The organism is Bradyrhizobium sp. S3.7.6, from assembly GCF_054061875.1.
In genome coordinates this window covers 7,624,056-7,646,290 of sequence record NZ_JBSSEQ010000001.1, presented here as the reverse complement: position 1 = coordinate 7,646,290, position 22,235 = coordinate 7,624,056, and the positions used below count along the sequence as shown (strand labels likewise).

The 22,235-nt window shown below is 62.9% G+C and carries 16 protein-coding genes; 5 read left to right on the top strand and 11 right to left on the bottom strand.

Annotated features, from left to right (window positions below):
* Nucleotides 1-3: 3 nt before the first annotated feature.
* From ACVJ5M_RS36950 to ACVJ5M_RS36915, 8 genes are all read right to left on the bottom strand, one after another.
* A complete protein-coding gene (locus ACVJ5M_RS36950) occupies nucleotides 4-1,218 on the bottom strand; it encodes a sialidase family protein (RefSeq protein ID WP_231144386.1) in 1,215 nt (404 codons plus the stop codon).
* A complete protein-coding gene (locus ACVJ5M_RS36945) occupies nucleotides 1,215-2,642 on the bottom strand; it encodes a sodium:solute symporter family protein (protein WP_063984888.1) in 1,428 nt (475 codons plus the stop codon). Before ACVJ5M_RS36945 ends, ACVJ5M_RS36950 begins: the two co-directional genes overlap by 4 nt.
* Nucleotides 2,643-2,935: 293 nt before the next feature.
* Nucleotides 2,936-4,084 (bottom strand): amidohydrolase, encoded by a 1,149-nt coding sequence (locus tag ACVJ5M_RS36940; RefSeq protein ID WP_231144387.1) that lies wholly within the window; start codon nucleotides 4,082-4,084, stop codon nucleotides 2,936-2,938.
* Between the two features lie 229 nt (nucleotides 4,085-4,313).
* The gene (locus ACVJ5M_RS36935; protein ID WP_063986583.1) at nucleotides 4,314-5,402 is read right to left on the bottom strand and encodes a mandelate racemase/muconate lactonizing enzyme family protein; all 1,089 of its coding nucleotides are present in this window, start codon (nucleotides 5,400-5,402) and stop codon (nucleotides 4,314-4,316) included.
* Nucleotides 5,403-5,565: 163 nt separating this feature from the next.
* Nucleotides 5,566-6,327: an alpha/beta fold hydrolase gene (locus ACVJ5M_RS36930; protein ID WP_283018517.1), complete on the bottom strand. Its 762-nt coding sequence runs from the start codon at nucleotides 6,325-6,327 to the stop codon at nucleotides 5,566-5,568.
* Between the two features lie 90 nt (nucleotides 6,328-6,417).
* Nucleotides 6,418-7,611, bottom strand: a complete 1,194-nt coding sequence (locus ACVJ5M_RS36925; protein ID WP_063984886.1) for a M20/M25/M40 family metallo-hydrolase — start codon at nucleotides 7,609-7,611, stop codon at nucleotides 6,418-6,420.
* A gap of 174 nt (nucleotides 7,612-7,785) precedes the next feature.
* Nucleotides 7,786-8,547 (bottom strand): outer membrane protein, encoded by a 762-nt coding sequence (locus ACVJ5M_RS36920; protein WP_063984885.1) that lies wholly within the window; start codon nucleotides 8,545-8,547, stop codon nucleotides 7,786-7,788.
* A gap of 258 nt (nucleotides 8,548-8,805) precedes the next feature.
* Nucleotides 8,806-10,050: an MFS transporter gene (locus ACVJ5M_RS36915; protein ID WP_063984884.1), complete on the bottom strand. Its 1,245-nt coding sequence runs from the start codon at nucleotides 10,048-10,050 to the stop codon at nucleotides 8,806-8,808.
* Between the two features lie 109 nt (nucleotides 10,051-10,159).
* On the opposite strand from ACVJ5M_RS36915, the gene ACVJ5M_RS36910 reads away from it, so the two are divergent.
* The 3 genes from ACVJ5M_RS36910 to ACVJ5M_RS36900 all read left to right on the top strand — a co-directional run bounded on the left by ACVJ5M_RS36910 (nucleotide 10,160) and on the right by ACVJ5M_RS36900 (nucleotide 15,293).
* The gene (locus tag ACVJ5M_RS36910; RefSeq protein WP_187387776.1) at nucleotides 10,160-10,567 is read left to right on the top strand and encodes a hypothetical protein; all 408 of its coding nucleotides are present in this window, start codon (nucleotides 10,160-10,162) and stop codon (nucleotides 10,565-10,567) included.
* Between the two features lie 309 nt (nucleotides 10,568-10,876).
* Nucleotides 10,877-12,109, top strand: a complete 1,233-nt coding sequence (locus tag ACVJ5M_RS36905) for an efflux RND transporter periplasmic adaptor subunit (RefSeq protein WP_283018518.1) — start codon at nucleotides 10,877-10,879, stop codon at nucleotides 12,107-12,109.
* Nucleotide 12,110: 1 nt separating this feature from the next.
* Complete coding sequence (locus ACVJ5M_RS36900; protein WP_063984882.1) at nucleotides 12,111-15,293, top strand: efflux RND transporter permease subunit; 3,183 nt, start codon at nucleotides 12,111-12,113, stop codon at nucleotides 15,291-15,293.
* 189 nt (nucleotides 15,294-15,482) lie between these two features.
* Here the strand turns inward: ACVJ5M_RS36900 and ACVJ5M_RS36895 are convergent, their stop codons facing one another.
* The 3 genes from ACVJ5M_RS36895 to ACVJ5M_RS36885 form a co-directional block, all read right to left on the bottom strand.
* A complete protein-coding gene (locus ACVJ5M_RS36895) occupies nucleotides 15,483-18,020 on the bottom strand; it encodes a hypothetical protein (protein ID WP_063984881.1) in 2,538 nt (845 codons plus the stop codon).
* 312 nt (nucleotides 18,021-18,332) lie between these two features.
* Nucleotides 18,333-18,650 carry an SdpI family protein gene (locus ACVJ5M_RS36890; RefSeq protein WP_187387775.1) on the bottom strand — a complete coding sequence of 106 codons (318 nt, stop codon included), beginning with the start codon at nucleotides 18,648-18,650 and terminating at the stop codon, nucleotides 18,333-18,335.
* 142 nt (nucleotides 18,651-18,792) lie between these two features.
* Nucleotides 18,793-19,662, bottom strand: coding sequence for a LysR family transcriptional regulator (locus tag ACVJ5M_RS36885; protein WP_063984879.1), 870 nt, complete (start codon nucleotides 19,660-19,662; stop codon nucleotides 18,793-18,795).
* A 107-nt stretch (nucleotides 19,663-19,769) separates the two neighbouring features.
* On the opposite strand from ACVJ5M_RS36885, the gene ACVJ5M_RS36880 reads away from it, so the two are divergent.
* Both ACVJ5M_RS36880 and ACVJ5M_RS36875 read left to right on the top strand, forming a co-directional pair.
* The gene (locus tag ACVJ5M_RS36880; RefSeq protein ID WP_283018520.1) at nucleotides 19,770-20,873 is read left to right on the top strand and encodes an HlyD family secretion protein; all 1,104 of its coding nucleotides are present in this window, start codon (nucleotides 19,770-19,772) and stop codon (nucleotides 20,871-20,873) included.
* 17 nt (nucleotides 20,874-20,890) lie between these two features.
* Nucleotides 20,891-21,997, top strand: coding sequence for an FUSC family protein (locus tag ACVJ5M_RS36875; RefSeq protein WP_063984877.1), 1,107 nt, complete (start codon nucleotides 20,891-20,893; stop codon nucleotides 21,995-21,997).
* The last annotated feature ends 238 nt before the right edge of the window (nucleotides 21,998-22,235 follow it).

Sequence of the window (22,235 nt, the reverse complement as noted above, 5' to 3'; positions counted from 1 at the left end):
CTCTCAGTCCCGGATGGCGCGTTTCACCCATGGCTCGGTCACGCGCACATATTTGATCGCGCGGCGATGGAAGGTGAAGGCCATGTGGATCGCTCCGTCGGCGGTCTCCTTGACCGAAGGATAGGACAGTTCGCGATTGGTCTGATCGCGTGAATTGTTGGTCATGCAATAGCCGTCACCGGTCTCGACGTTGCGTTTGCTCCACGTCCGCCCGCCGTCGGCGGAGACGGCCAGCGTCATCGGCGCCCGCGGCGCGCCCCAGAACGCGGTGCGTTCATCCGTTCTTTTGCCGTCGCCGGCGAGCACGGGCGGCAAATCGTCCTCGATCTCGTCATAGAGCGAGAGGCGGCGCCCGGTCGCATCCCTGGCGCTGGAATCGTTGAAGACCAGCGCGAGATGACCGTTGCCAAGTCGCGTGACCTGGATCGAGGAGTTGTTGTTGGGCAGCACGGTCTGGACCGGCGCCGACCAGGTGCGGCCGTGATCGGTGGACCGGCTCTGATAGATGTTGTCTGCCCAGCGGCTGCGGTAAAGGGCGATCAGCGAGCCGTCGTCGAGCCGCGCGATGCACATATGCACGCAGCCGCGGCTGCCGGGGACGTCGATGTCGCGCCAGGTCGCGCCGGAATCGGACGAGATCTTCACCGCGCTGGTGTCCTCGTCGCCGTTCCATTTCCGACCCGGGGTGCTGTGGCAATAGAACACGGGCAGCAGCCAGTCGCCATTGTCGAGCACGACGATCGGCTGCCGGATGAAGGTGCCGCGGCCGCGCTGCTCGGGAAACAGCGTCTCGATCGGGCCCCAGTTCTTGCCGTTGTCGCGGGAGAGGCGGCGGCGGATCAGCGCGGTGTCCTGGTTTCCCGCCAGCTGCGCCGTCCACATCAGCCACAGCGTGCCGTCAGGTGCGGGAAACAGCACCGGGTTCTGCTCCGAACGTCCGTTGTCGTCGGACAGCTTTTCGGCGGGAGACCACTGCGTCGCGCCGCGGGGCAGGCGCGAAAAATAGACCGAGATGTCCGACATGCCCTCCTGCGTGCCGCCGAACCAGACGCAGGCCAGATCGCCGTTCGCGAGCGGCATCAGATTGGCGGCGTGGTTCTGCACGCAAGGCGAGGGAATGAAAGCGTCGGACCGGTCGGGATCGCCGGCGGCCGGGCGAACGACGCCATCGGCGGCGGTCCCGATGTCGGTGGTCACGATCCCGGTATCGATGATCATGTCGAAGTCCTTTCCATCAATGCATTTGGCTGCGGCGTCGTGGCGGCGGCCGGAGCGCGGCCCATCACCAGGCGCTCGACCGCCATCACCACCAGCGGCGTCGCGGCCGCGACATACATGTTGTCGATGCCGAAGGGGTTTCCGAGCATGTACCAGGCCGTCGTCGAGATCGCCGCGCCGATCAGGCCCGCGGTGGCGCCGCGGTTGCTGGCAAACAGCGGCAAATAGAACCCCATCATCGCGATGATAGTGATCGACAGGCGCAGCGCGCGCGTGAAGAACGACAGCTTGAGGATTTCCGGGATGAAGAAGACGAAGACCAGCGGCGCGATGCCGATCGCCACCGAGAACAGGCGGGTCATCTTCAGCTCCCGCTCCGGCGTTGGCTTCCAGTAGGGGACGTAGAAGTCGCGGACCACCAGCGAGGCGATCGCGAGCGCAACCGTGCAGACGCTGACGAAGATCGAGGCGACGAGCGAGGTCGTCACGAAAGCCGAGGCCAGCGGCGGCATCTTCTCCAAAAACACCGGCAGCGCGTAGAGGCTGTTCATGTCGGGATAGAGGAATTTCGCGGAGACGCCGATCAAGGCGAGCAGGAATCCGAGCGGCAGGCAGAACGCCGCCGCATAGAAGGTGGCCCTGCGCGCGTCATCGGCGCTCGGCGTCGATGAGATCGCCTGCACGATGAACTGGGTCGAGAAGATCGCGCCGACGGTGCCAAAGGTCCAGGCGAAGATGGTCGCAAAGCCGATCTTGCCGTCCCAGCTGAAGTAATAGGCGGGCAGCTTGGCCTGGATCGGCGCGATGCCGCCGGTCAGCGACATCGCAACCGAGAATATGATGACGATACCGACGACCTTGATGGCGCTGTGCAGGATCGTCACCCAGGCGACGCCCTTCAGCCCGCCGAACACGTAGTAGAAGGTGCTGACCACGGCGATGATGCACATCGCAACAGGCATGCTGACATGCAGTGCGGTGGCGATTGCGGCCGCGCCGCTCACATAGTTGCCGACGTTCACGAGCAGCAGCGCGTAGATCATGATCACCGACACCGTGAGCATGGTCGACTTGCCGTATTTCTGCGCGATCGCCGCCGAGATGGTGTATTCGCCGGAACTGTAGAGCTTCTTCACCATCAGGAACCCGAACAGCAGGAAGCCGATCGAGGCGCCGAGCACGGCCCACCCCGCCGCTATGCCCGACTGAAACGCTTCCTGCGCCGTGCCGACGGTCGATTTGGCGCCGACGAATTCGGACATCATCAGCACGCCGACGACCACCGCCGGCATCGCGCGTGCGCCCGTCATGAACTGATCGCTGGTCCTGCTGCGCAGCCTGAACGTGAGCCAGGACGTGAAGGCGATGTAGGCGACGATCATCGCGACGATGAGCGTGCTGTCGCCATTGAGGATGGCTTGCATCGATGACGTTTCCTCTGGTGGCGCGGATGCGGTGTTGTGAGCCCGCTTGATCCCCCTGCATATTGTTCGGAATGCGAACAATTGTTCTTTAATTTCATTATTCCTGCCCGCACGTCCCGCGTCAAGCGCGCGCAGCGGTGCGGTGCTGCAACGCGCCCGGTCGGGCAGTCATCGCCGCTGCATGTTCAAAGGGTTGCAGGCCAAAGAAAAAGTGTCGGTGGGACAGTGCGGCGGGACGGTCGGCGCACGGCCGACGTCATGCGCAGGGAATCCGAGGCCCTGCCGTTCCGGGGTCAGTTCGACTTCAGCGCCACCTTGGCGACCTCGGCCATCCAGCTCGAGGCGACCGGCAAAATCGCGTCGTTGAAATCGTAGCGCGGGCCGTGCAGCTCGGCGCCGTCGCGCAATTCACCGTTGCCGATCCAGGCGAAGGCGCCGGGGCACTGCTTGAGAAAGAAGGCAAAATCCTCGCCGGCCATGCTCGGCGCGAGATCGCGTCGCACCTCGGTCTGCACCCTCTCCGCGGCGAGGCGCGCCAGGCCCGCCTCGGCCGGCGTGTTGACCACCACGCCGACGCCCATGACGATTTCGGGCGTGACCTTGACGCCGAAGGTCGTTGCAATGCCTGCGCAGACCTCTCCGATCCGCGCCAGGATGACGTCCTTCACCGCGTCGCGATGATACCGCAGCGTGCCGCCGATGGTGACGCGTCCTGCGATCTGGTTGCGCGCCGTGCCGCCTTCGAGCGTGCACAGCGAGAGCACGGCGGTGTCGAGCGGATCGATGCTGCGCGACACGACCGATTGCAGCGCCACGATCAGGTGTCCCGCCGCCATCACGGGATCGCGGGTCAGATGCGGCATGCCGGCATGTCCGGCATGGCCGTCGATGGTGATGCTGACGCGGCCGCCGGAGGCCATCACGACGCCGTCATGGACCGCGATGGTGCCGGCTGCGAGCCCCGGCCAGTTGTGGAAGCCGAACACCCGCGTCATCGGAAAGCGGTCGAACAGGCCCGCGCCGACCATCGCGCGCGCGCCGCCAAGTCCTTCCTCGGCCGGCTGGAAGATGAAGTCGACGGTGCCGCTCCAGCTGGTGTCGGCCACCAGCAGCGCGGCCGCGCCGAGCAGCGAGGCGGTGTGCCCGTCATGACCGCAGGCATGCATCACGCCTGATGTCGTCGAGGCGTAGGGCAGGCCGGTGTCCTCGGTGATCGGCAGCGCATCCATGTCGGCGCGCAGGCCGACGCGGCCCTGCGCCGACCCTCGCGTCAGCGTCGCAACCACGCCGTGGCCCCCGATGCCCGCTTCGAAGGGAATGCCGAGCTCGGTGAGCTTCTCCTGCACGAAGGCCGAGGTGGCCTTCTCGTGGAGGCCCAGTTCCGGGTGCGCATGCAGATGCCGGCGCCACTGGGTCAGTTTCTGGTGCAGCTCGGGGGGCAAGGCGGGGATCTTTCGTAAGGAGGGCCGGCTAATGCCAGCATAGCCGAATATTGAGCCGACCCGTCAAGCGCCTGCGAGTGTCTCGCGTGCAGCAACATCGTCATGGCCGGGCATAGCCGTCCGAAGGACGGCGTCGCTTCCGCTCGCCATAGCGGTCCGAAGGACGGCGTCGCTTCCGCTCGCCTATGACCCGGCCATCCACGTCTTGCTTCGGCCATGACGGATTGCCCTACGGCGAGAGCTTCGCCAGTCCCTTCCAGTCGAAGCTGATGCCATGGCCCGGCCGGTCCGGCGCCAGCGCCTTGCCGTCCGCGAGCACCAGCGGGTGCTCGATATACTTGTCCAGCCCGAAACCATGCGCTTCCAGATACGAGCGGTTCGGGCAGGCCGCGAGCAAATGCACCGTGATGTCGTGCGCGCCGTGGCTGGTGACCGGGAGATTGAACGCCTCCGCGAGCCGCGCGATCTTCATGAACGCACTCACGCCGCCGCAATTGGTGACGTCAGGCTCGGGGTAGGATACCGCGCCGGCGACGATGTAGTTCTTGAACTCCCACAGCGAGCGCAAATTCTCGCCGGCCGCGATCGGCACGCCGCCGGCCTGCATGATGCGGGCATGGCCCGCGACGTCGTCGGGGATAACAGGCTCCTCGAGCCAGGTGAGGTCGTAGGGGACGAATGCGCGGGCGGCGCGGATCGCGTCCTCCACCGTCCATTTCATGTTGGCGTCCGCCATCAGCGGAAAGCCGTCGCCGAGATGTTTGCGCATGGCCGCGACGCGCGCGACGTCGGATTTGAGATCGGGCCGGCCGACCTTCATTTTGATGGCGCAAAAGCCCTTGGCGAGATTGCCGTCGGTCTGCGCGAGCAGCGCCTCGACGGAGAGATCGAGGTCGATGCCGCCGGCATAGCAAGGCACGTGCGCATCGAAGCCGCCGAGCAGGCGGAACAGCGGCAATTTCGCGCGCCGCGCCTTCAGGTCCCACAACGCGATGTCGAGCGCGGACAGCGCCAAGACCGCCGGTCCGCCGCGCCCGCCATAATGCAGGCCCCACCAGACGTGATGCCAGATCGCCTCGGTGTCGTCGGCCTCGCGTCCCTCCACGAGCGGCGGAATCTCGCGTTTGAGGATGTCCGCAGTCGCCCCGCCATTGCGCCCGACCGTGTAGGTGTAGCCGACGCCTTCGGCGCCGTCGGCATCGCGGATGCGGCAGGTGATCAGCTCGAACGCCGCGATCTCGCCATGCGTTGAGTCCGACAGCGTGACGGGGAGCGGGATCCGGTAGAACCCGGTCTCGATTGTCGAGATGCGTGCCATGTTTCCTTCCTGCTTTTCCTTGCAGGCTAGGCCGGCAGGCATCGGCGGGCAACCGCGGGCGATGCAGGGCAGTTCTGTAGGATGGGTAGAGCGCAGCGAAACCCATCATCTTCGTGACCGCGGCGATGGGTTTCGCTGCGCTCTCCCCATCCTGCGGACGACTTCATGCGAAGAAACGACGCAGCTCCGCCGCAACGCGAATCGGGTCGCCTTCGTTGTCTGCCGCGATGTGTCCGGCGCCCTTGAATTCAACGCGCGTCGCGTTCGGCAGGATCGCGGCGAGAGCATCGAGAGCGGTGGCGAGATAGCCCTGGCTCCGATCGCCGCCAAGCAGCAGCGTTTCCGTGCTCAAGCTCCTGAAGCGGTCAAGATCGCCGGCCTTCTCCGCAATCAGCTCGATGTCGTAGTGGACTGTGGGGATGAGCGTGGCCAGAGGCGGCCCGTTGCCAACGGCCGCGTTGGGACGGAGCCGCATCATCATGGCGAAGAACGATTTAAGGACAGGCGCAGGGAGCCTTGTCATGATCTCGTTGTCGCCGGTGCCTTTGAGCACGGCAACAAGGGCGCCCGGCAGATCCCCCTTCGCCAGGGCCGCCTCATAGCCAGCGGCCCAGTAGCGCGGCTGGACCCCGCCGAATTCGAGCGGCGGCTCGTAAAGCGAGAGGCGCGCGATCGCCGGATTGGCGAGCGCGGTGTGCATGGCAACCAAGGCCCCGGCGCTCAATGCAAACACATTGCGTGCGCCCGTCTCGGCGAGAAGCCGGCCGAGATCATCGATCTCGGTCGCCATGCAGTGGTCGGGCCGGAACGGTCCGCTCAGACCTCGACCGCGCCGGTCCGGGATCAGAACGGTGAAGCGGTCGGCCAGCGCTGCGCCAAGGTCAGTAAAGCTCGCTGCGCTCTGCAGCGCGCCATGGAGCAGCACCAGTCCGGGGCCTGAGCCCAGTTGCCGATATCCAATGACGGTGCCGTCATTGGCGACAAATGATCTCTCTGAGCTCACGCGCAACGCGCCTCACCGCATCGTCGCAAGCTGCACGGCCAGCGCGCAGGCGCGATCGTATTCGTCGAGATTGATCCACTCGTCGATCGTGTGCGCTTCGTTCTGACCGGCGCCGAAGGTCACGGTGGGAACACCGTGGCGGACCATCCAGTTGGCATCCAGGCCGCCATTGGCGGTGCGGACGTTCGGGGTGCCGCCGACCGCGGACACCGCCTCGATCGCGCGCTTGATGACGGGCTGATTGTCCTTCATGCGGAACGGAAAATAGTCGGTCTCGGCCTTGAACTTGACCTTGCCGGATTTGCCTTGCGCGTTCGTCACCTTCTTGGCGGCCTTCTCGAACGCGGCCTTGTAGGCCTTGGTGATCTCCTTGAAGAATTTGCCGTCGTGGCTGCGGCTCTCGCCGCGCACATGGACGTAGTCGGTGACGACGTTGGTGGCATCGCCCGCCGGGCGGCCCTCGCCGCCGGTGACGGGGCCGACATTGCTGGTGCCTTGGCTCTTGCCCTTCACGACCTTGCCGAACCAGCCGCCGGCCTTCACGTCTGCAAGCGCGAGCGCCATGATCATGGTCGAGGAGATGCCGCGCTCGGGTGCGACGCCGGCATGCGAGGCGCGGCCGAAGATCTCGACATTCCAGCGGTCCGCGCCGACGGCGCCGATGATGACGTTGGAGGCCGAGCCGCCGTCATAGTTGAAGGCCATCGCCGGCGAGCCGAGCTCGTCCAGCTTGACGTGGCGTGCGCCGTAGAGCCCGCTCTCCTCGCGCACGCAGAACAGCAGCGTGATCGGGGGATGATCGAGCTTCTGCTTGGCGAGCTCGGCGGCCAGCGTCACCAGCACGCCGCAGCCGCAGCGGTTGTCGCCGCCGAGCGCGGTCTTGGCCTCGTTGACGATCTTGCGGCCGGATTTCTTCGGCTTGGCGCCGGCACACAGCGGCACGGTGTCCATGTGGGTCATGAACATGATGCGCGGCTGGTTGTGCAGCGCGCCGCGGCCGGGCAGGTCGACGATGAGGTTGCCGGTCTCGGTCGGCACGGGAATGCGGGTGTTGGCGTCGTCGAGCCGGATCGCCTTGGCCGGCACGCCGCTTTCCTTCAGCGCGGCGGTGAGCTCACGCCCGATCGCCGCCTCCTGTCCGGTGACGCCCTCGACGGAGAGGAAGCGCATGAGGCGGTCGGTGGCGGCTTTGGTATCGACAGGCATGAGATGGTCCTTTGATGCACGGTACGCGTCAGCATCCTTCGCTGCGCCGTGTTTCGCAAGGCCTCTCGGACAGTCCGGTGAGTTTTAGGGCGGGGCAGACCGCATCAAAGCCACGGCGGCTGCATGCGGCGGCGCGCCGAACACGACGCGCCGCCGACGCTTTCGGCACAAAAATCAGTATCGCGCGACGAGCGGGGTGAGGGCAGAATTGAATCGCCAATTCACGCCCAGCATGACGGTTTGCATGTTCTGCCGGACGGTGGCCGGGAAGAAGGGAGTAGCACATCCGGGACTGCTGGTGCAGTTCAGGGTGTAGCCGTTCGTTCCAAAGTCGAAATAATTGTATTCGGCCTTCAACGACAGGTTTGGCAGCAGCGCATATTCGAGGCCGGCGCCGACGACGAATCCCGTCACATCGCGCGACCCCTTGAAATCAACCGAGAAGGCGGCGAAATCGGTCTGCGTCATCTGATAATTGAAGCGGGCGAAGGCGGCGCCGCCCTTGGCGTAAAACAGCACGCGATCGAAGGCGTAGCCGATGCGGCCGGTCGCGGTGGCGACGCGATCGAGCTGGGTCGTCAGCAGGAAGCCGGCGGCGCCGCCCGGAATCAGTGTCGTGCTGGTGTCCTTCATGTCGGCCCAATCGAACTGGCCTTCGAGGCCGACCACCAGGGAGCCGACCTGATAGTCGCAGCCGCCCTGCACACCGGCGAGCCAGCCGCTGTTGTGATTGGCGGTGAATGCTTGCCCGACGATGGGCTGCTGCTCGTTGACCCCGCGGCCGCCGCCGCCATTGCCGCCGACATAGCAACCTGTCCAGGAGAAGGCCGGGGCCGCGGGCGCCGCCTTGTACGGCATCGACACGTCCGCCGCCATGGCCGAGGTCAACGTCGAAACGGCCAGCGCAATGGCGCTGAAAAGGGTTTTGGTGGTCATGCGAGGATCTTCCTTCAACTAACGGCAATGGCGCCTGAGGCGCATCGTGCGTGTCGGCATCGCACAGGCCAGCGACTTCATCTGGTGAGTTGTCCGACTTCGCGATCCGGTCACAATATCCGGCGAGTCATGCGGCGGCTGTAACCACCGGGTCACAGTGGAAATAACGGCCACTGCAGGTTGCGACTTTTCACAGAGGCTGGCGCGACAGGAAGAATCGGGAGCATCCCCTGCGCCACGCTGTTGTACGAGGCTGCTTCACGCAGTGCGCGTATAGGCCAGGAAGAACAGCGCGCCCAGAAGTAGCGCCGCCGCCATGAACAGCAGCACCGCCGGCAGCCCCGCGAACGCCGCCACCGCGCCCGTCATCGACTGCATCAGGGCGGCGCCAAGGAAGAAGGCGAGGTTGATCGCCGCGAGCGCCTTGCCCGCGGTTTGCGCATCGACCAGCTGCCGCGACATGCCGAACAGCAGCGGCTGGGCGGAGGTCGCAAGGCCGATGAGCACGAACAGCACGAGATCATATTGCGGCGGCATCACGGGCACGCCGAAGAGCATCGAGACCGCATAATGCGGCGCCCCCAGCGCCATCAGCGCCAGCAGCAGCGCGCCGACCATATGCGTGCCCGCCACCAGCTCGCGGCGGCGACTGAGCCTGCGGTCGATCATGCCGATGCACAGGGGACCTGCGATCATCGCCAGCGTGAACGCGCCGAGCTGGTTGCCGGCCTCGACCCGCGTCAGTCCCTTGATCTCCATCAGCCAAGGTCCGCCCCACAGGCCGCGCAGCACCAGCGAGGTCGCGAGCGACACCAGCGCCAGCGCGATCAGGCCACGCAGGGGGCGCGAGAGTCCGAGCCTGAGCACCTCGATCATCTGCGACAGCGGCGAGGACTCGTCCTTGTGCTCGGCCGGCTGCCTCGGCACCAGCAAGAACACCGCGAGCGCGACGAGGACGCCGCCGAGCGCCGAGATCCAGAACCCGGCGCGCCAGCCGTAATGATCGACCACGAAAGCGAGCGGGCTCGACGACAGCAGCATGCCGATATTGCCGATCGAGAGGATCGCGCCGGACCACAGCCCGAACCGCGCCGCCGACAATTGTTTGGCCGCCAGCGTCATCGGGCACATCAGCATGCCTGATGTCGCGATGCCGAGCATCACCTGCCCGACCGCGAAGCTTTCGGGCCCCGTCGCGAATCCCGACGCGATGGCGCCGATCACGGTTCCCATAAGCAGGCTCAGCGACACCGGCCGCACGCCGAAGCGATCCATGGCCGCGCCGACCGGAATCTGCGCGGCGGCAAAGGCAAAGGGATAGACCGAGGTGAGGCTCGCCAGCGCCTGCGGCTCGATGTGGAAATCCGCCGCCATCAGGTCGAGGCTGACGGCGGGAATCGTGCGCAGCAAGGTCGAGAGCATGTGCCCGCAGGCGAGCGCAAGCAGCGCAAAGATCAGCGCGCGGGTGCCATCTCCCGCGTTATCAGTGGCAACCGCACTCATCAGCGTCCCGTCCCGGCGAGGGTTTCGGCCGGGTTACACGATTGGCGGGACGGTGCCAATGGGGGAGGGCCGATCCGGTGTGTGATGCTTTGTGTCTTCCGGAGAGCCGATGATCGAGCCAGGCCCCGCGTCGATGCCGCTGAAACTGCGATTCGTCGTTACGCCGTCAGTTGATGACGAGCGCTGTTCAATTCCTGCATTCCGATTTATCGAAGCAAAGGTTCGATTGCTCGAGCCTGGAAAAGTCCTCTGTCGCGATGAATACGAGAAGTCCGAGCAGAACCATTGCCGCGATGTTGGAACGCATGCTGGGGCGGTTCTCGACAGCGGGGCGATGGTGTTCGAACTTCGAGAGGTCGAGCATGCGCAAGATGTTGCCGGACCGTGCATGATCAACCGGATCTCTGCCGCTTCCCGATCGCGTCCGAAACGGTACGACATTTCCCCGGAAGTTCGGTTGATCAGCCTTCATCTCGCGCCTCGTTCCCATCAAGCAGCGCTTGCTGAACTTCAATGATAAGGCCTGACTTGAGGCGAGCGATCCTGAAATTCGCGAGCACCGGCGCAATTCAGCGTGATGCCGCGGTGATCTCTCGCGTCTTTCCATTTCGTTTCTGTTTGTTTCTGCCTGTCCTTCGTTGGACGCTTTGATTGCGCGACTGCGTTTTGCAGCGAGCGAACATGAAAATTTGTACAGATTTTCGCACGCGATCGTCATTTTGACGCTGGGATTTTGTCCGCGATACTTCCAATCCGAGGCGGCGGTTTCACCTGCAATCAGTCGGTTTATCTGAAGGCAGGTACAAACAGTTAGAGGGCCATCAATTTGTCAACGCGACCGAAGCTCAGCGTTGCGCTGTTTGGAATCCTTGCAATAGCCGCGGTGGCCTATGGCGTTTGGTATGAGCTCCTCGGGGGCGTCAAGCCAGCCGCAGCGGCCGCCCAAAGCGCTGCCAGTCAGGCTGCGGCGAAGATTCCCGTCACCTCGTTCGTGGTGAAGAAGGCCGACTTTCCCGTACGCGCCTACGGTCTCGGAGTCGTCTCGCCGTTCAAGACGGTCACGGTCAAGAGCCGCGTCGACGGTCAGATCATCAAGGTGTTCTTCAAACAGGGGCAGATGGTGAAGGAGGGCGATCCGCTTCTGGAGATCGATCAACGCCCCTTTACCGCGGCTCTCGAGCAGGCGGTGGCGAAGAAGGCCCAGGACGAGGCCAATCTGAGGAACGACCGGTTGAACCTGGAGCGATTTCAGAAGCTCGCGAAACAGCAATTCGAGACCCAGCAAAATCTCGATACCCAGCAGGCCCTGGTCGATCAGATGATCGCGCAGGTGAAGGGCGACGAGGCCGCCATCGACAATGCGCAGACCAATCTCGGCTACACCTCGATCAAGGCGCCGATCAGCGGACGAACGGGTTTCCGGCTGGTTGACCCCGGCAACATCGTGCATGCCGCGGATACGACGGGGATCGTCACCATCGCCCAGCTGCAGCCGATCGCCGTGCAGTTCACGGAGCCTGAAGAGCAATTGCAGGCCATCGACAAGGCCTTTGACGCCGGTGAGGTGCCCGTCGAGGCGCTGACCTCGGACGGAACCAGGACACTGTCGCAAGGCAGGCTCGTGGTCATGGACAATTCGGTCAACCAGGCCACCGGGACCATCAGCCTGAAAGCGCGCTTCGACAACAAGGACAATGCGCTGTGGCCCGGCCTGTCGGTCACCACGCGGATGCTGATCGATACGCGCAAGGACGTCATCGTCGTGCCGCAGGATGGCGTGCAGCACGGGCCGTCGGGTCTGTTCGCCTACGTGATCGGCGACAATGGCAAGGTCAGCGCGAGGCCGATCAAGGTCAGTCAGAGCGGCGATGCAAATGCCGTGGTCTCCGAAGGGCTGAACGTCGGAGACAGGATCGTGGTGGCCGGACAGTCACGCCTGTTCGATGGCGCGTTGGTCGAGGAAGCGCCTGCGGCTGCGCCGATGGCGGATGCAAGCGCCACTGCCACTCCGGCCACGAGCGGAACCAAGAGCGGAACCAAGACCGGATCGGCTGACTGACATGGCTGGCGGTATCTCGGCTCCCTTCATTCGCCTCCCCATCGCGACGTCGCTGCTGATGGTCGGCATCGTCTTCGTCGGGATCATCGCCTATCCGCAATTGCCGGTGGCGCCGCTGCCGGAAGTCGACTTCCCCACCATCCAGGTCTCCGCCAACCTTCCCGGCGCGGATCCGGAAACGATGGCTTCTTCGGTGGCGCAACCGCTCGAATCGCAATTTGCGCTCATTCCCGGCGTCTCGGAGATGACGTCGCAGAGCCAGACCAGCTCGACCCAGATCGTTCTGCAGTTCGATCTCTCGCGCAACATCGATGGCGCCGGCTCCGACGTGCTCGCAGCCATCAATGCGGCGAGCGGGCAATTGCCCAAGAACATGCCGACCCCGCCGACCTACAGAAAGGTCAATCCGGCCGACTCGCCCATTCTCACGCTTGGCGCCACCTCGACGACGCTGCCGATGACGCAGGTGTCCGACGAGACCTACACCAAGCTCGCGCAGGCGATCAGCCATATCAGCGGTGTCGGCCAAGTCAGTGTCGGTGGACAGCAGGCGCCGTCGATCCGTGTCCAGATCGATCCCGCCAAGCTGGTCGCCAAGGGCCTGTCGCTGGAGGACGTGCGCACCCCGCTCTCGGTGATCACCGTCAACAATCCCAAGGGAACCCTCAACGGCGACACCCGCACCTACACCGTCTATGCCAACGACCAGTTCACCAAGGCCGAGGCCTGGAACGACATCGTCATCGCCTATCGGAACGGCAGTCCCGTCCGTGTCGGCGACATCGGCCATGCCGTCAGTGCGCCGCTGGACAATACCCAGTACGGCTGGGTCGACGGCAAGCCCGGGGTGTTCCTGGTCATCTTCAAGCAGCCCGGCGCCAACGTCATCGATACCGTCGACAGCGTCATGAAACAGCTGCCGCACCTGCAGGCCGGCATCTCGCCGGCCATCAAGGTCTCGGTGCTGTCGGACCGCACGCAGACGATCCGCGCGGCGGTGAAGGACGTGCAGTTCACGCTGCTGCTGACGATCGGCCTCGTCGTGATGGTGATCTTCGTCTTCCTGCGCAGCGTCTGGGCCACCATTATTCCGTCGATCACGGTGCCGCTTGCGTTGCTGGGCGCCTGCGCGCTGATGTGGATAGCCGGCTACAGCCTCGATAATCTGTCACTGATGGCGCTCACCATCGCGGTCGGCTTCGTGGTCGACGATGCCATCGTGATGCTGGAGAACATCACCCGCTACATCGAGGAGGGCGAGACGCCGATGGCCGCCGCGCTCAAAGGCGCCAGCGAAATCGGCTTCACGATCATCTCGATCTCCGTTTCGCTGATCGCGGTCTTGATTCCGCTATTGCTCATGAGCGGGATTATCGGCCGCCTGTTCCGCGAATTTTCGGTGACGCTCGCGATGACGATCGCCGTGTCGGCCCTGGTATCGCTGACGTTGACGCCGATGATGGCGTCGCGCTTCCTCAAATCGCACGACGAGGAGCATCACGGCAGGCTCTATATGCTCAGCGAGCGGATGTTCCAGGGCCTCGTGGACGGCTACGCGCGCGGCCTCGACCTCGTGCTGCGCTTCCGCTTCGCCACCTTGATGGTGTTCTTTGCGACGATCGCGCTGACGGTCTATCTGTTCGTGATCATCCCGAAGGGGTTCTTTCCGCAACAGGATACCGGGCTGATCACCGGAATCGTCGAAACGTCGCAGGACGTGTCGATCGCCGACATGGCCAAGCACATGCAGGAGATCGGCGCGATCGTGCTGAAGGACCCTGCGATCGACCACATGGCGATGCGGATGGGCGGAAGCGGAAATACGCTCAACGACGGCACGATGTACATTACGTTGAAGCCGCGGGATGAACGCACCGACTCGGCCGACCAGGTCATCCGTCGTCTGCAGGTCCAGACGGCGAAGGTTCAGGGCGCGCGGCTCTATCTCCAGTCGGCGCAGGACGTACGTGTCGGCGGCCGGGCGTCCCGGACGCAGTTCCAGTTCACCCTGCAGTCGACCGACATGGACCAGCTCAACACATGGGCCCCGAAGCTGCTCGCGAAGATGAAGGAGATGCCCGAGCTTCGCGACGTCGCGTCCGACCAGCAGACGTCGGGCACCACGCTGACGCTGTCGATCGACCGCAATCAGGCCGCGCGTTTCGGGATCACGCCCGACGTGATCGACGCGACCCTTTATGACGCATTCGGGCAGCGGGAGATCGCGACATATTTCACCCAATTGTCGACCTACTATGTCGTCCTCGAGGTGCTGCCCTCGCTGCAGAAGAACCCGTCCACGCTGGAGCAGATCTACCTCCGCTCCCCGACGACGGGAGGCGAGGTGCCATTGTCGGCGTTCACCAAGTGGACCACGGCTCCGGTCCGGCCTCTGGCCATCAACCATCAGGGCCAGTTTCCCGCGGTGACGATCTCCTTCAACCTCGCGCCCAACGTCGCGCTCGGCCAGGCAACGCAGGCGATCGACGCGATGGAAAGGCAGATGAACGTGCCGGCCGCGATCACCTCGACTTTCGCAGGCACGGCGAAGGCGTTCCAGGAGTCGCTGTCCTCCGTGCCCCTGCTGATCGTGGCGGCGTTGATCGTGGTCTATCTCATTCTCGGCGTGCTCTACGAGAGCTACATTCACCCCTTGACGATTCTGTCGACCCTGCCGTCGGCCGGTGTCGGCGCGCTGGCGACGCTCCTCATCTTCCATTTCGACTTCAGTCTGATCGGGTTGATCGGCCTCGTCCTGCTGATCGGCATCGTCAAGAAGAACGGCATCATGCTGGTCGACTTCGCGATCGCGGCGGAGCGGGATCAGGGCCTGTCGCCGGTTGAGGCCATTCGAAGGGCATGCCTGCTGCGCTTCCGTCCGATCCTGATGACCACGATGGCGGCGGTGCTCGGCGGCGTGCCGCTGATGCTCGGCCACGGCACCGGCTCGGAGCTGCGTCAACCGCTCGGCTACGCCATGGTCGGCGGTCTCTTGGTCAGCCAGGTCCTGACGCTCTTCACCACGCCGGTTGTCTATCTTTATCTGGACCGTGTCTCGCAATGGTTCAGTCCGAAACCACACGCAGGAAGCGATCCTCAGGAAGAGGACGTTGTCGACGACGGCGATCTGGACGTCTTCAAAAAGCTGGACCGGAAGAAATCAGGGGTCTTTGCGGCGGAGTGACTGTTTGACATCCACGCCGACGGCGAGCGCGGTCCGGTCAATTAGAAAAATTTTTTGATGGTGGCTCTGCCGGCACTTCACATGTCGGCTCTCAGGGGAGCTGACAGAAACCGAGGAGTGCTCGATAGATGCGAATGACCCAAAGCGGTCCTTCACTGCATCAGAGAGCCTGGCCACGAAACGGTATTGCTAGCGAGTGAACTGATAATCGATCCAAACCTGAATTTCCGATAGTCCGCTCAAGTCCAACGAGCCCGCTTCGATTTCGTGCGGCTCAATCGTCACGTCCCAATCTCCGCCCACGCCGCGGCCCCAGATGGCCAATGACGTAGGAGCATCGATCGGTGGGTCGGTGTTCTCGACGGGGCGGTCCAGCCGCGTCGTTTCCGCCCGGCGATTGACGGTCTGCGGCGCCAGATGCTGCACCTCAACCGTTCCATCCAGTCGACGCTGCTCATACTGCGCGCCGTGCCGCACCACGCATGAGATTTCTCCGCTTTGATTGCGCGCTCCAACAAAGGAGACGAGCACGTTCTTGACCTTGGTCTCAAAGTGGCCTTCGGGCAGGTCCGTCGCTTCAAGCCGAAAGCTGAAGCTATGTGTATTGCGGAGCGATGCTAATTCCGGACCGTCCGTGAACGAGAGCCTATGGGTGTCCCAGTCGGGCCTGGCGTCAAAGTAGGAGATATAGGACAGCTGCATATTGACGGGGTTCAGGATGCTGCCCCAGGACGCGATCAAGGCGTTTGCGAGAGCGGCTTCGTCCTTTTCGCCTTCGTAGAAGGCCCGGCTGACGTCCGGACTAATCATTCCAGCATCCAGGAAGACGTTCTGTTCCTGGTCGTCGAGCGTATATATTTCGACCGATCTTTGCGCCCGGAAGGCCAGTGTCTGCAGCGATTGGGCCTTTGAGGCTGCTATGTCTATGGCGGCCAGTCCAACTTGCCGAATCGTGTGCTGCCTGTTCAGCAGGTCGGATATCAGCTTATTCACCGATGCAACCACCGCTTCGGCCCGCGCAAGTTTGGCGGTTGCGGCGTCAAGGCGCTGCTGGGCCAAGGTCGCCCGGTTCCCGGCAAGCATCAGTTCGTGAGCCAACTCGACACCCTGTTTGACCAGCGCGACATATTTGGAGCTGTCGGGCGCCGTGGTGGCGTTGAGATTTTGCACCAGCTTCACGAAGCTCACGATGGACTTGCCGCCCTTGACGACAGCGTCGACGTTCTTGCCCACCTCCTCGTAGGCTTTTTTGACCTGCTTGAGGTCTGCGTCCTTGACCTTTGCGTCGTCGATCAGAGCCTTTACGATCGGTTCCGCGTTGTCGCTGAGGGAGTTGGAAAGCGCGACCAATGACGGCACAAGCGCGACGACGCTCGCGCCCGCTGTCGGGATAGCGGCTACGATGCTCACCACCGCCGCGCCGATCGACGCCACCGTGCCGAGGAATCCGCCGAAAGAGAAACTCTTGGTCGCCATCACCGGCAGCGCCGTCTGAATTTCGGCGGTCACCTTGTCGAGCCGTTGCTTCGCATAGGTGACTTCGTCAACTGAGTTCTTCAGTTCGGTCTTCGCTATGTCGAGCTCGTCACTGCTGTTTGCGCGCGCCGCGAGGACTTCCGTGAGTTGCTGCGCCGCGAACTCACTCATGACCGCGATTCCCTCCGCGCCCAAAAGCCATGACGTGCCGATGGTCAGGAAGCTCAGCGTCAGGGACCCAAAGCCGGTATAGGCGGCGATGTAGTAGTCAAACCGCGGCAACAGGTCCATCTCGCGCGGCAGGCCCAGCGCGTTGTTGCCGCCACCCTTCCACACCACCTCGTTCGTCCCTGCAACGGGTTCAGGAAAGCCCACCATCTGTCTTTGCAGACGAAGGGCCTCCACATTGTCCGGCTGAAACTGCAGTGCGGCCGCGAACTCACCTGCAGCAAGCGTCAGATAGCCTGCGCGATCGGTCACGCGAGAGTTGTACCTGTGATAAAAATAGTCCCCGACAGCAATACGGAACGGGGCCCAGTAATTGGCGTAAACGCCAAGATCACCGCGCACAAGCGCCAGGAACTCCGCTTCGGAAACAACGGTGTAAGCGATGGCCGACGAGATGCCCGAAGCTCCGTCCGCGCCAGACTGGGCTTGTTCGTCACCCAGGAACCCTCCGGCGCCGCCCGCACCACCGCCACCGCCCTCCGCTTCAAGTGCGGGAAAGCCATCTTCGGTCATGGTCGTGAAGGTCAGCGTGCCGGCATTTCCTCCTGCTCCGCCGCTGGTGCCCATGCTGGGAGGACTTCCTGGCGTGCCGGGAATTATCTCGCCGGGAACCCATTCCTCGTGTGTGGTTTCCATGGGCCAGGGATCGGGGACCGTGATCCAGTATCCCTCGATAATGGTGTCGGGCACGCCTTCGGTGCCATCGGCTCCCGTTAGGCCGGCGGCTCCGTGGCCACCAGACACGCTGACATAGGCGCCGGTTGATCGTTTGCACCGGACAATGACGGTGCCGCCACCCCCGCCGGGGTATGCTCCCCTTGCGTTAATTATCTTCCCGTTGCCGTGATACTCGTCGGCGATGATGATCAGGGGCTTCTGACCTACTATGAGGTCAACCTCATGGATCACAACTCGCCCGAGTAGAAAGACGGGGCCCGATCCTACAAAATTATTATAGAAGCCCTGCACATAGGCATTAATGACGACTGTGTCCCGTATATATGGATAGTTGTGCGCATCCATGACGTCGTCGTCCCTGTGTTCAGGTGTACTGCCTGGATCATCGTTGGTGTTACAGGTATCTCGCCGTAGCCGTGATGCACGCTTGAACGCCTCAGCCAGTCATCAGTCGAAGGCTAGTCTCAACCGCGGACGGTGCTCTCAAGGGGCGCAACCTACGACAGCGCGTCCAAGCTCAAGGGGCGTCCACGCGAGCTACTGATACCAATACACTAAAGGTTGTGCTTTCACCAGTTTCGGGCCGCCTCAGGCCACCGCGTCACAACACCACATTGATGACGGCTCGTGGCCCTTAGCCGACTTTCATGACCCAGCTCAGTGTGCCGCTCTCGCCTTCATCAAAACGAACAAATGGGAGGCTAAAGCGACCACCGAGAAAATGACTATTCCTAGTTCAACGCCGTGCACGCTCTGCGGCGCATAGGTCGAAACCAGCCAAATAAAAAGCCGAACAGCTCCCATGAAGACAACCACTCCCCACATCGCGAACCATTTTGGGGCGCTCCATGTTGGCTCGCCGTTGCGTCCCCACTGCATTGCGATGCGGTCCCGCTCGATACGAGGCGCGAAATAGAGGTTTAGGGTTACAACTAACGCAACAGCCAGATCAAAAACGTAATCTGCGGGTAACATATTTTGCGCCTTCCCGGGCAAGCACACTTGGCCCCTCGTGAGACGAACTGCCGCAATCTATGCTTGTTTGAGCCGAGCCGGTCGCGTCTATTTCCCGTATGGTTGCCAGCAGGTTGAGCGTTGCCCGAGGTCTCCCCCTGTTTCACGCCACCGCCTGGGCAATGAAGTTGCGGACGATCTTCGAGGTCTCGCCACGCCGGAACGCCAGAGCCAAGCGCACGATTGGAGCGTCCCCTTTGACCTCACGATAGGTGACGCCGGTTACATGAAGCTGGCGCATTGACGCCGGCACGAGCGAAAAGCCAAGCTCAGCTGCCACCAGGCTGACGACAGAGCTGATCTGCGGCGCGGACTGCCCGAGGGTCGGCTCGAAGCCCGCCCGCCGACAGGCCGCGATGACTGTGTCAACCCAGGCCGATCCGCGCGGCGTCAGAATGAGCGGATCCCCTTTGAGCCTGATAAGATCGATTTCAGTCGACTTCGCCACCGGATGGCTTGCGGGCAATACGACGAGCATCGGCTCGCTGGAGAGACGCCGAAACTGTAGATCGTCCTCGCCCTCATCGGGGCGCAGGAACACCGCGTCCAGCTCTCCTTCCCGAAGGCCCGCAAGGAGGCGGGATGTGCTTGCTTCCTCCAGCGTCAGATCCACATCGGGATAAGCTCGGCGAAACGATCGGATTGTCGAGGTAACAACGGGATTAAATGGTGCCGAGTTGGTAAAGCCGACCCGCAGCGAACCGATTTGACCCCGCGCAGCCCTCTGCGCGGCGCGAATGGAGCGCTCCGCCTGCATAGGAATGACCCGCACGTTCTCTAGAAAAGCGCGCCCTGCCTCGGTCAGTTCAGCACCCTGGGGAATGCGATGGAAGAGCGCAGCCCCGACTTCGGCCTCAAGATCCTTGATCTGTTGGCTCAGCGGCGGCTGCCCGATTCCAACGCGCGCAGCGGCGCGTGTGAAGTTTTTCTCCTCGGCAACCGCGAGGAAATAGCGGATGTGGCGCAGTTCCATGTCAGTGCCAAAAGCTATCGAGATCGTGCTTCCTATATATTTGACTGCGCGATTATCGAAATCAAATATCTCCTATCGGGGGCGCCGATTGACTTGGACGATCGAAATTGGACCAGAATCTGAACGTCAGTCTGAAAGACAAGTCCATCCCCGAGCCGGCGATTGGGAACATGGAACCCCGTCTCCCGGTTGCTGCACCTTCGCTTTCCGCGACACCCGAACTCGATCGATCGCGCGTTTTTTCGCACCGCCGGCGCGCCTTGCTGTTCCTCCTCGCCGTTGCAGCAACTGTCTTAGCCTGGTGGATATCGGGCCATCTGTTCGCCTATACGGACGACGCATACGTCACGTCCGATGTGCTGTCGATCACGCCGGAAGTTACGGGTCCGATCGCAGCGGTTCTTGTGAAAGACAACGAATGGGTGAAGCGGGGAACCCTCCTCTTTACCATCGATCCGGTTCCGTTCAGATTGGCCGTAGAGCAAGCGCGCGCGCAGGAGGCGCGAACTGAGGCTCAGCTGCCGGTCGACCGGGCGCAGTTGCAGGTTCTGCAGGCGCAGAAGGAAGCGGCGGGTGCTGCCGAGAGGCTCGCTGCGGCAAACCTGCGCCGTGACACGCCGCTTGCCCAGTCCGGTACGATCTCCGCGCAGGCCCTCGACACGACTCGTACCACCGAGGAGCAAAGCGCGGCCCAGCAACATGCTGCCGAAGCTGCCTTGCAGAAGGAGAGCGAGACTCTCAGCCTGGATAAGGCTGCCGTCTCATCGGCCCACGCTGCACGTCTTCTCGCCGAATGGCGCTTGGGCTGCACCAAAGTCGTGGCGCCCGTTGATGGTTTCGTGACGCATCTTGCCATTCAAACTGGCGACATGGTTTCCACGAGCCAGGCAGCGGTTGCGATCGTCGATGGAAACGCCTGGCGCGTCGTTGCCAATTACAAGGAATATTATCTACGACACCTCCATCCCGGCGGCCTCGCCTGGATCTGGCTCGACAGCCATCCCTGGCATCTTTATCGCGCGCGCATCCAAGGTCTGGCGCACGGCATTAGTCGCCAGCAAGGAAGCGAGACACTTGTCCCTTACGTATCTCCAACGGTGAACTGGATTCGCCTGCAACGACGGATTCCAGTTCGATTCACGCTGCTCGAATCTCCTGGGAGCGACCAACTCTTCATGGGCGTCGACGCCCGCGTCCTGGTCATCTACTGATTGGGAGAATCTTGACGATGCCGCTCCTGATATCGGCCCTGCGACCCATACCGCAAGCCCTGGTGCGTGAGCTCAAATCGCTCGAGCTTCGCGGCCCGCGCGCCAGAGACGCAGCAAAACTCGCGATCTCGGTGCTGGTTGCTGTCGCGGCGGCAACCATTCTCAACCTTGATGATCTCTCCTGGGCAGCGTTCAGCGGCTACATGGTGATACGTGGCAGCCTCGCCGAGACATTCCGGCGGGGACTGATGCGAATCGTGGGCACTGCCGGTGGAGCACTGCTGGGGCTCCTGCTTGCGCCCAGCGCAGCGGACGCCCCTTTGCTGCTAATCGTTTTCCTCTTCCTTGTGTCATGGATCGGCACCTTTCAGTCGCTGGCGACCAACTACAGTTACGCATGGCTGTTCTTTGGCCTTACGGCCGGGATGGTCATCACCGAGGCGCTCGCCTCGCCAGACTCTGTCGTGCATTTCGCCGCCACGCGGGTGGCGGAGATTACGGTCGGAACGTGCGCATGCCTTGTTGTTGCAAGCCTGTTCCCGGATACACCGAGCCGCAGGGAACAACATGCTTACGACATGCTCTGGTGTGGACGCCTGCGTGATGTGTTGAATGAGAGCTGGCTACGAGAGAATTGGCTGCTGCTCGAGCACTGTACGCGCGCGGCGCTGGCCGTCGCCTTGCTTCCCCTCATCTGGCGGTGGTTCGGCATTGAGGAGTTCTCACAAACTGCGGTCACATCGTACGTCATCATGATCGTCCCATCGGCCGCGGTGGGGAACCGCCGATATGCTACGATCTACGAGAGGATAGCCCACAGGGCGTTCGGATGCCTGCTTGGTAGCGCGGTCGCTCTTGTCTCTATTGGCCTGTTCGGCACAGGATTGCCGGTAACCGTGCTCACCCTCGCTGCCGGCGTCTGGATCGGCTACCAAATCCAGACAGGACGGGAGATCAACTATCTCGGAACGCAGTTCACGCTCGGGCTTCTCATCACCCTAGTTCAGGGACCAGCTCCGATCACAGATATTACGCCTGGGCTAGAGCGTTTAGTTGGCATCGCGATCGGCTCCGCCATGCTGTGTCTGACGACCTTCGCTTGGCCTTTGGTTCAAGACCAGTAGCATCTCCGACGGAGGCTAACCGCCGTCTTCCCAATGTCGACCGACCAGTCTTCGTATGTCCCCTCAAGCGGCCGGACATCGCGAATGCGATCGTCGAGCCGAACCGTGCTTCAGGTCTCAGCGTGTCAGCTGACGGAGGTAAACCCGACACACCCCGCGCTTACCCCTGATCGCTGCTTTTGACCAAAAGCCGACCTCTGCTGAGATCCGCTATTGCGCCGCTATCAGGGGCACAGCG

Coding starts and splice junctions, on each gene's coding strand:
- ACVJ5M_RS36925 (WP_063984886.1), bottom strand. CDS start 7,611: ATGCCTGTCGATACCAAAGCCGCCACCGACCGCCTCATGCGCTTCCTC.
- ACVJ5M_RS36885 (WP_063984879.1), bottom strand. CDS start 19,662: ATGGAACTGCGCCACATCCGCTATTTCCTCGCGGTTGCCGAGGAGAAA.
- ACVJ5M_RS36875 (WP_063984877.1), top strand. CDS start 20,891: ATGCCGCTCCTGATATCGGCCCTGCGACCCATACCGCAAGCCCTGGTG.
- ACVJ5M_RS36935 (WP_063986583.1), bottom strand. CDS start 5,402: ATGGCACGCATCTCGACAATCGAGACCGGGTTCTACCGGATCCCGCTC.
- ACVJ5M_RS36895 (WP_063984881.1), bottom strand. CDS start 18,020: ATGGATGCGCACAACTATCCATATATACGGGACACAGTCGTCATTAAT.
- ACVJ5M_RS36890 (WP_187387775.1), bottom strand. CDS start 18,650: ATGTTACCCGCAGATTACGTTTTTGATCTGGCTGTTGCGTTAGTTGTA.
- ACVJ5M_RS36950 (WP_231144386.1), bottom strand. CDS start 1,218: ATGATCATCGATACCGGGATCGTGACCACCGACATCGGGACCGCCGCC.
- ACVJ5M_RS36945 (WP_063984888.1), bottom strand. CDS start 2,642: ATGCAAGCCATCCTCAATGGCGACAGCACGCTCATCGTCGCGATGATC.
- ACVJ5M_RS36920 (WP_063984885.1), bottom strand. CDS start 8,547: ATGACCACCAAAACCCTTTTCAGCGCCATTGCGCTGGCCGTTTCGACG.
- ACVJ5M_RS36915 (WP_063984884.1), bottom strand. CDS start 10,050: ATGAGTGCGGTTGCCACTGATAACGCGGGAGATGGCACCCGCGCGCTG.
- ACVJ5M_RS36900 (WP_063984882.1), top strand. CDS start 12,111: ATGGCTGGCGGTATCTCGGCTCCCTTCATTCGCCTCCCCATCGCGACG.
- ACVJ5M_RS36910 (WP_187387776.1), top strand. CDS start 10,160: ATGATCGAGCCAGGCCCCGCGTCGATGCCGCTGAAACTGCGATTCGTC.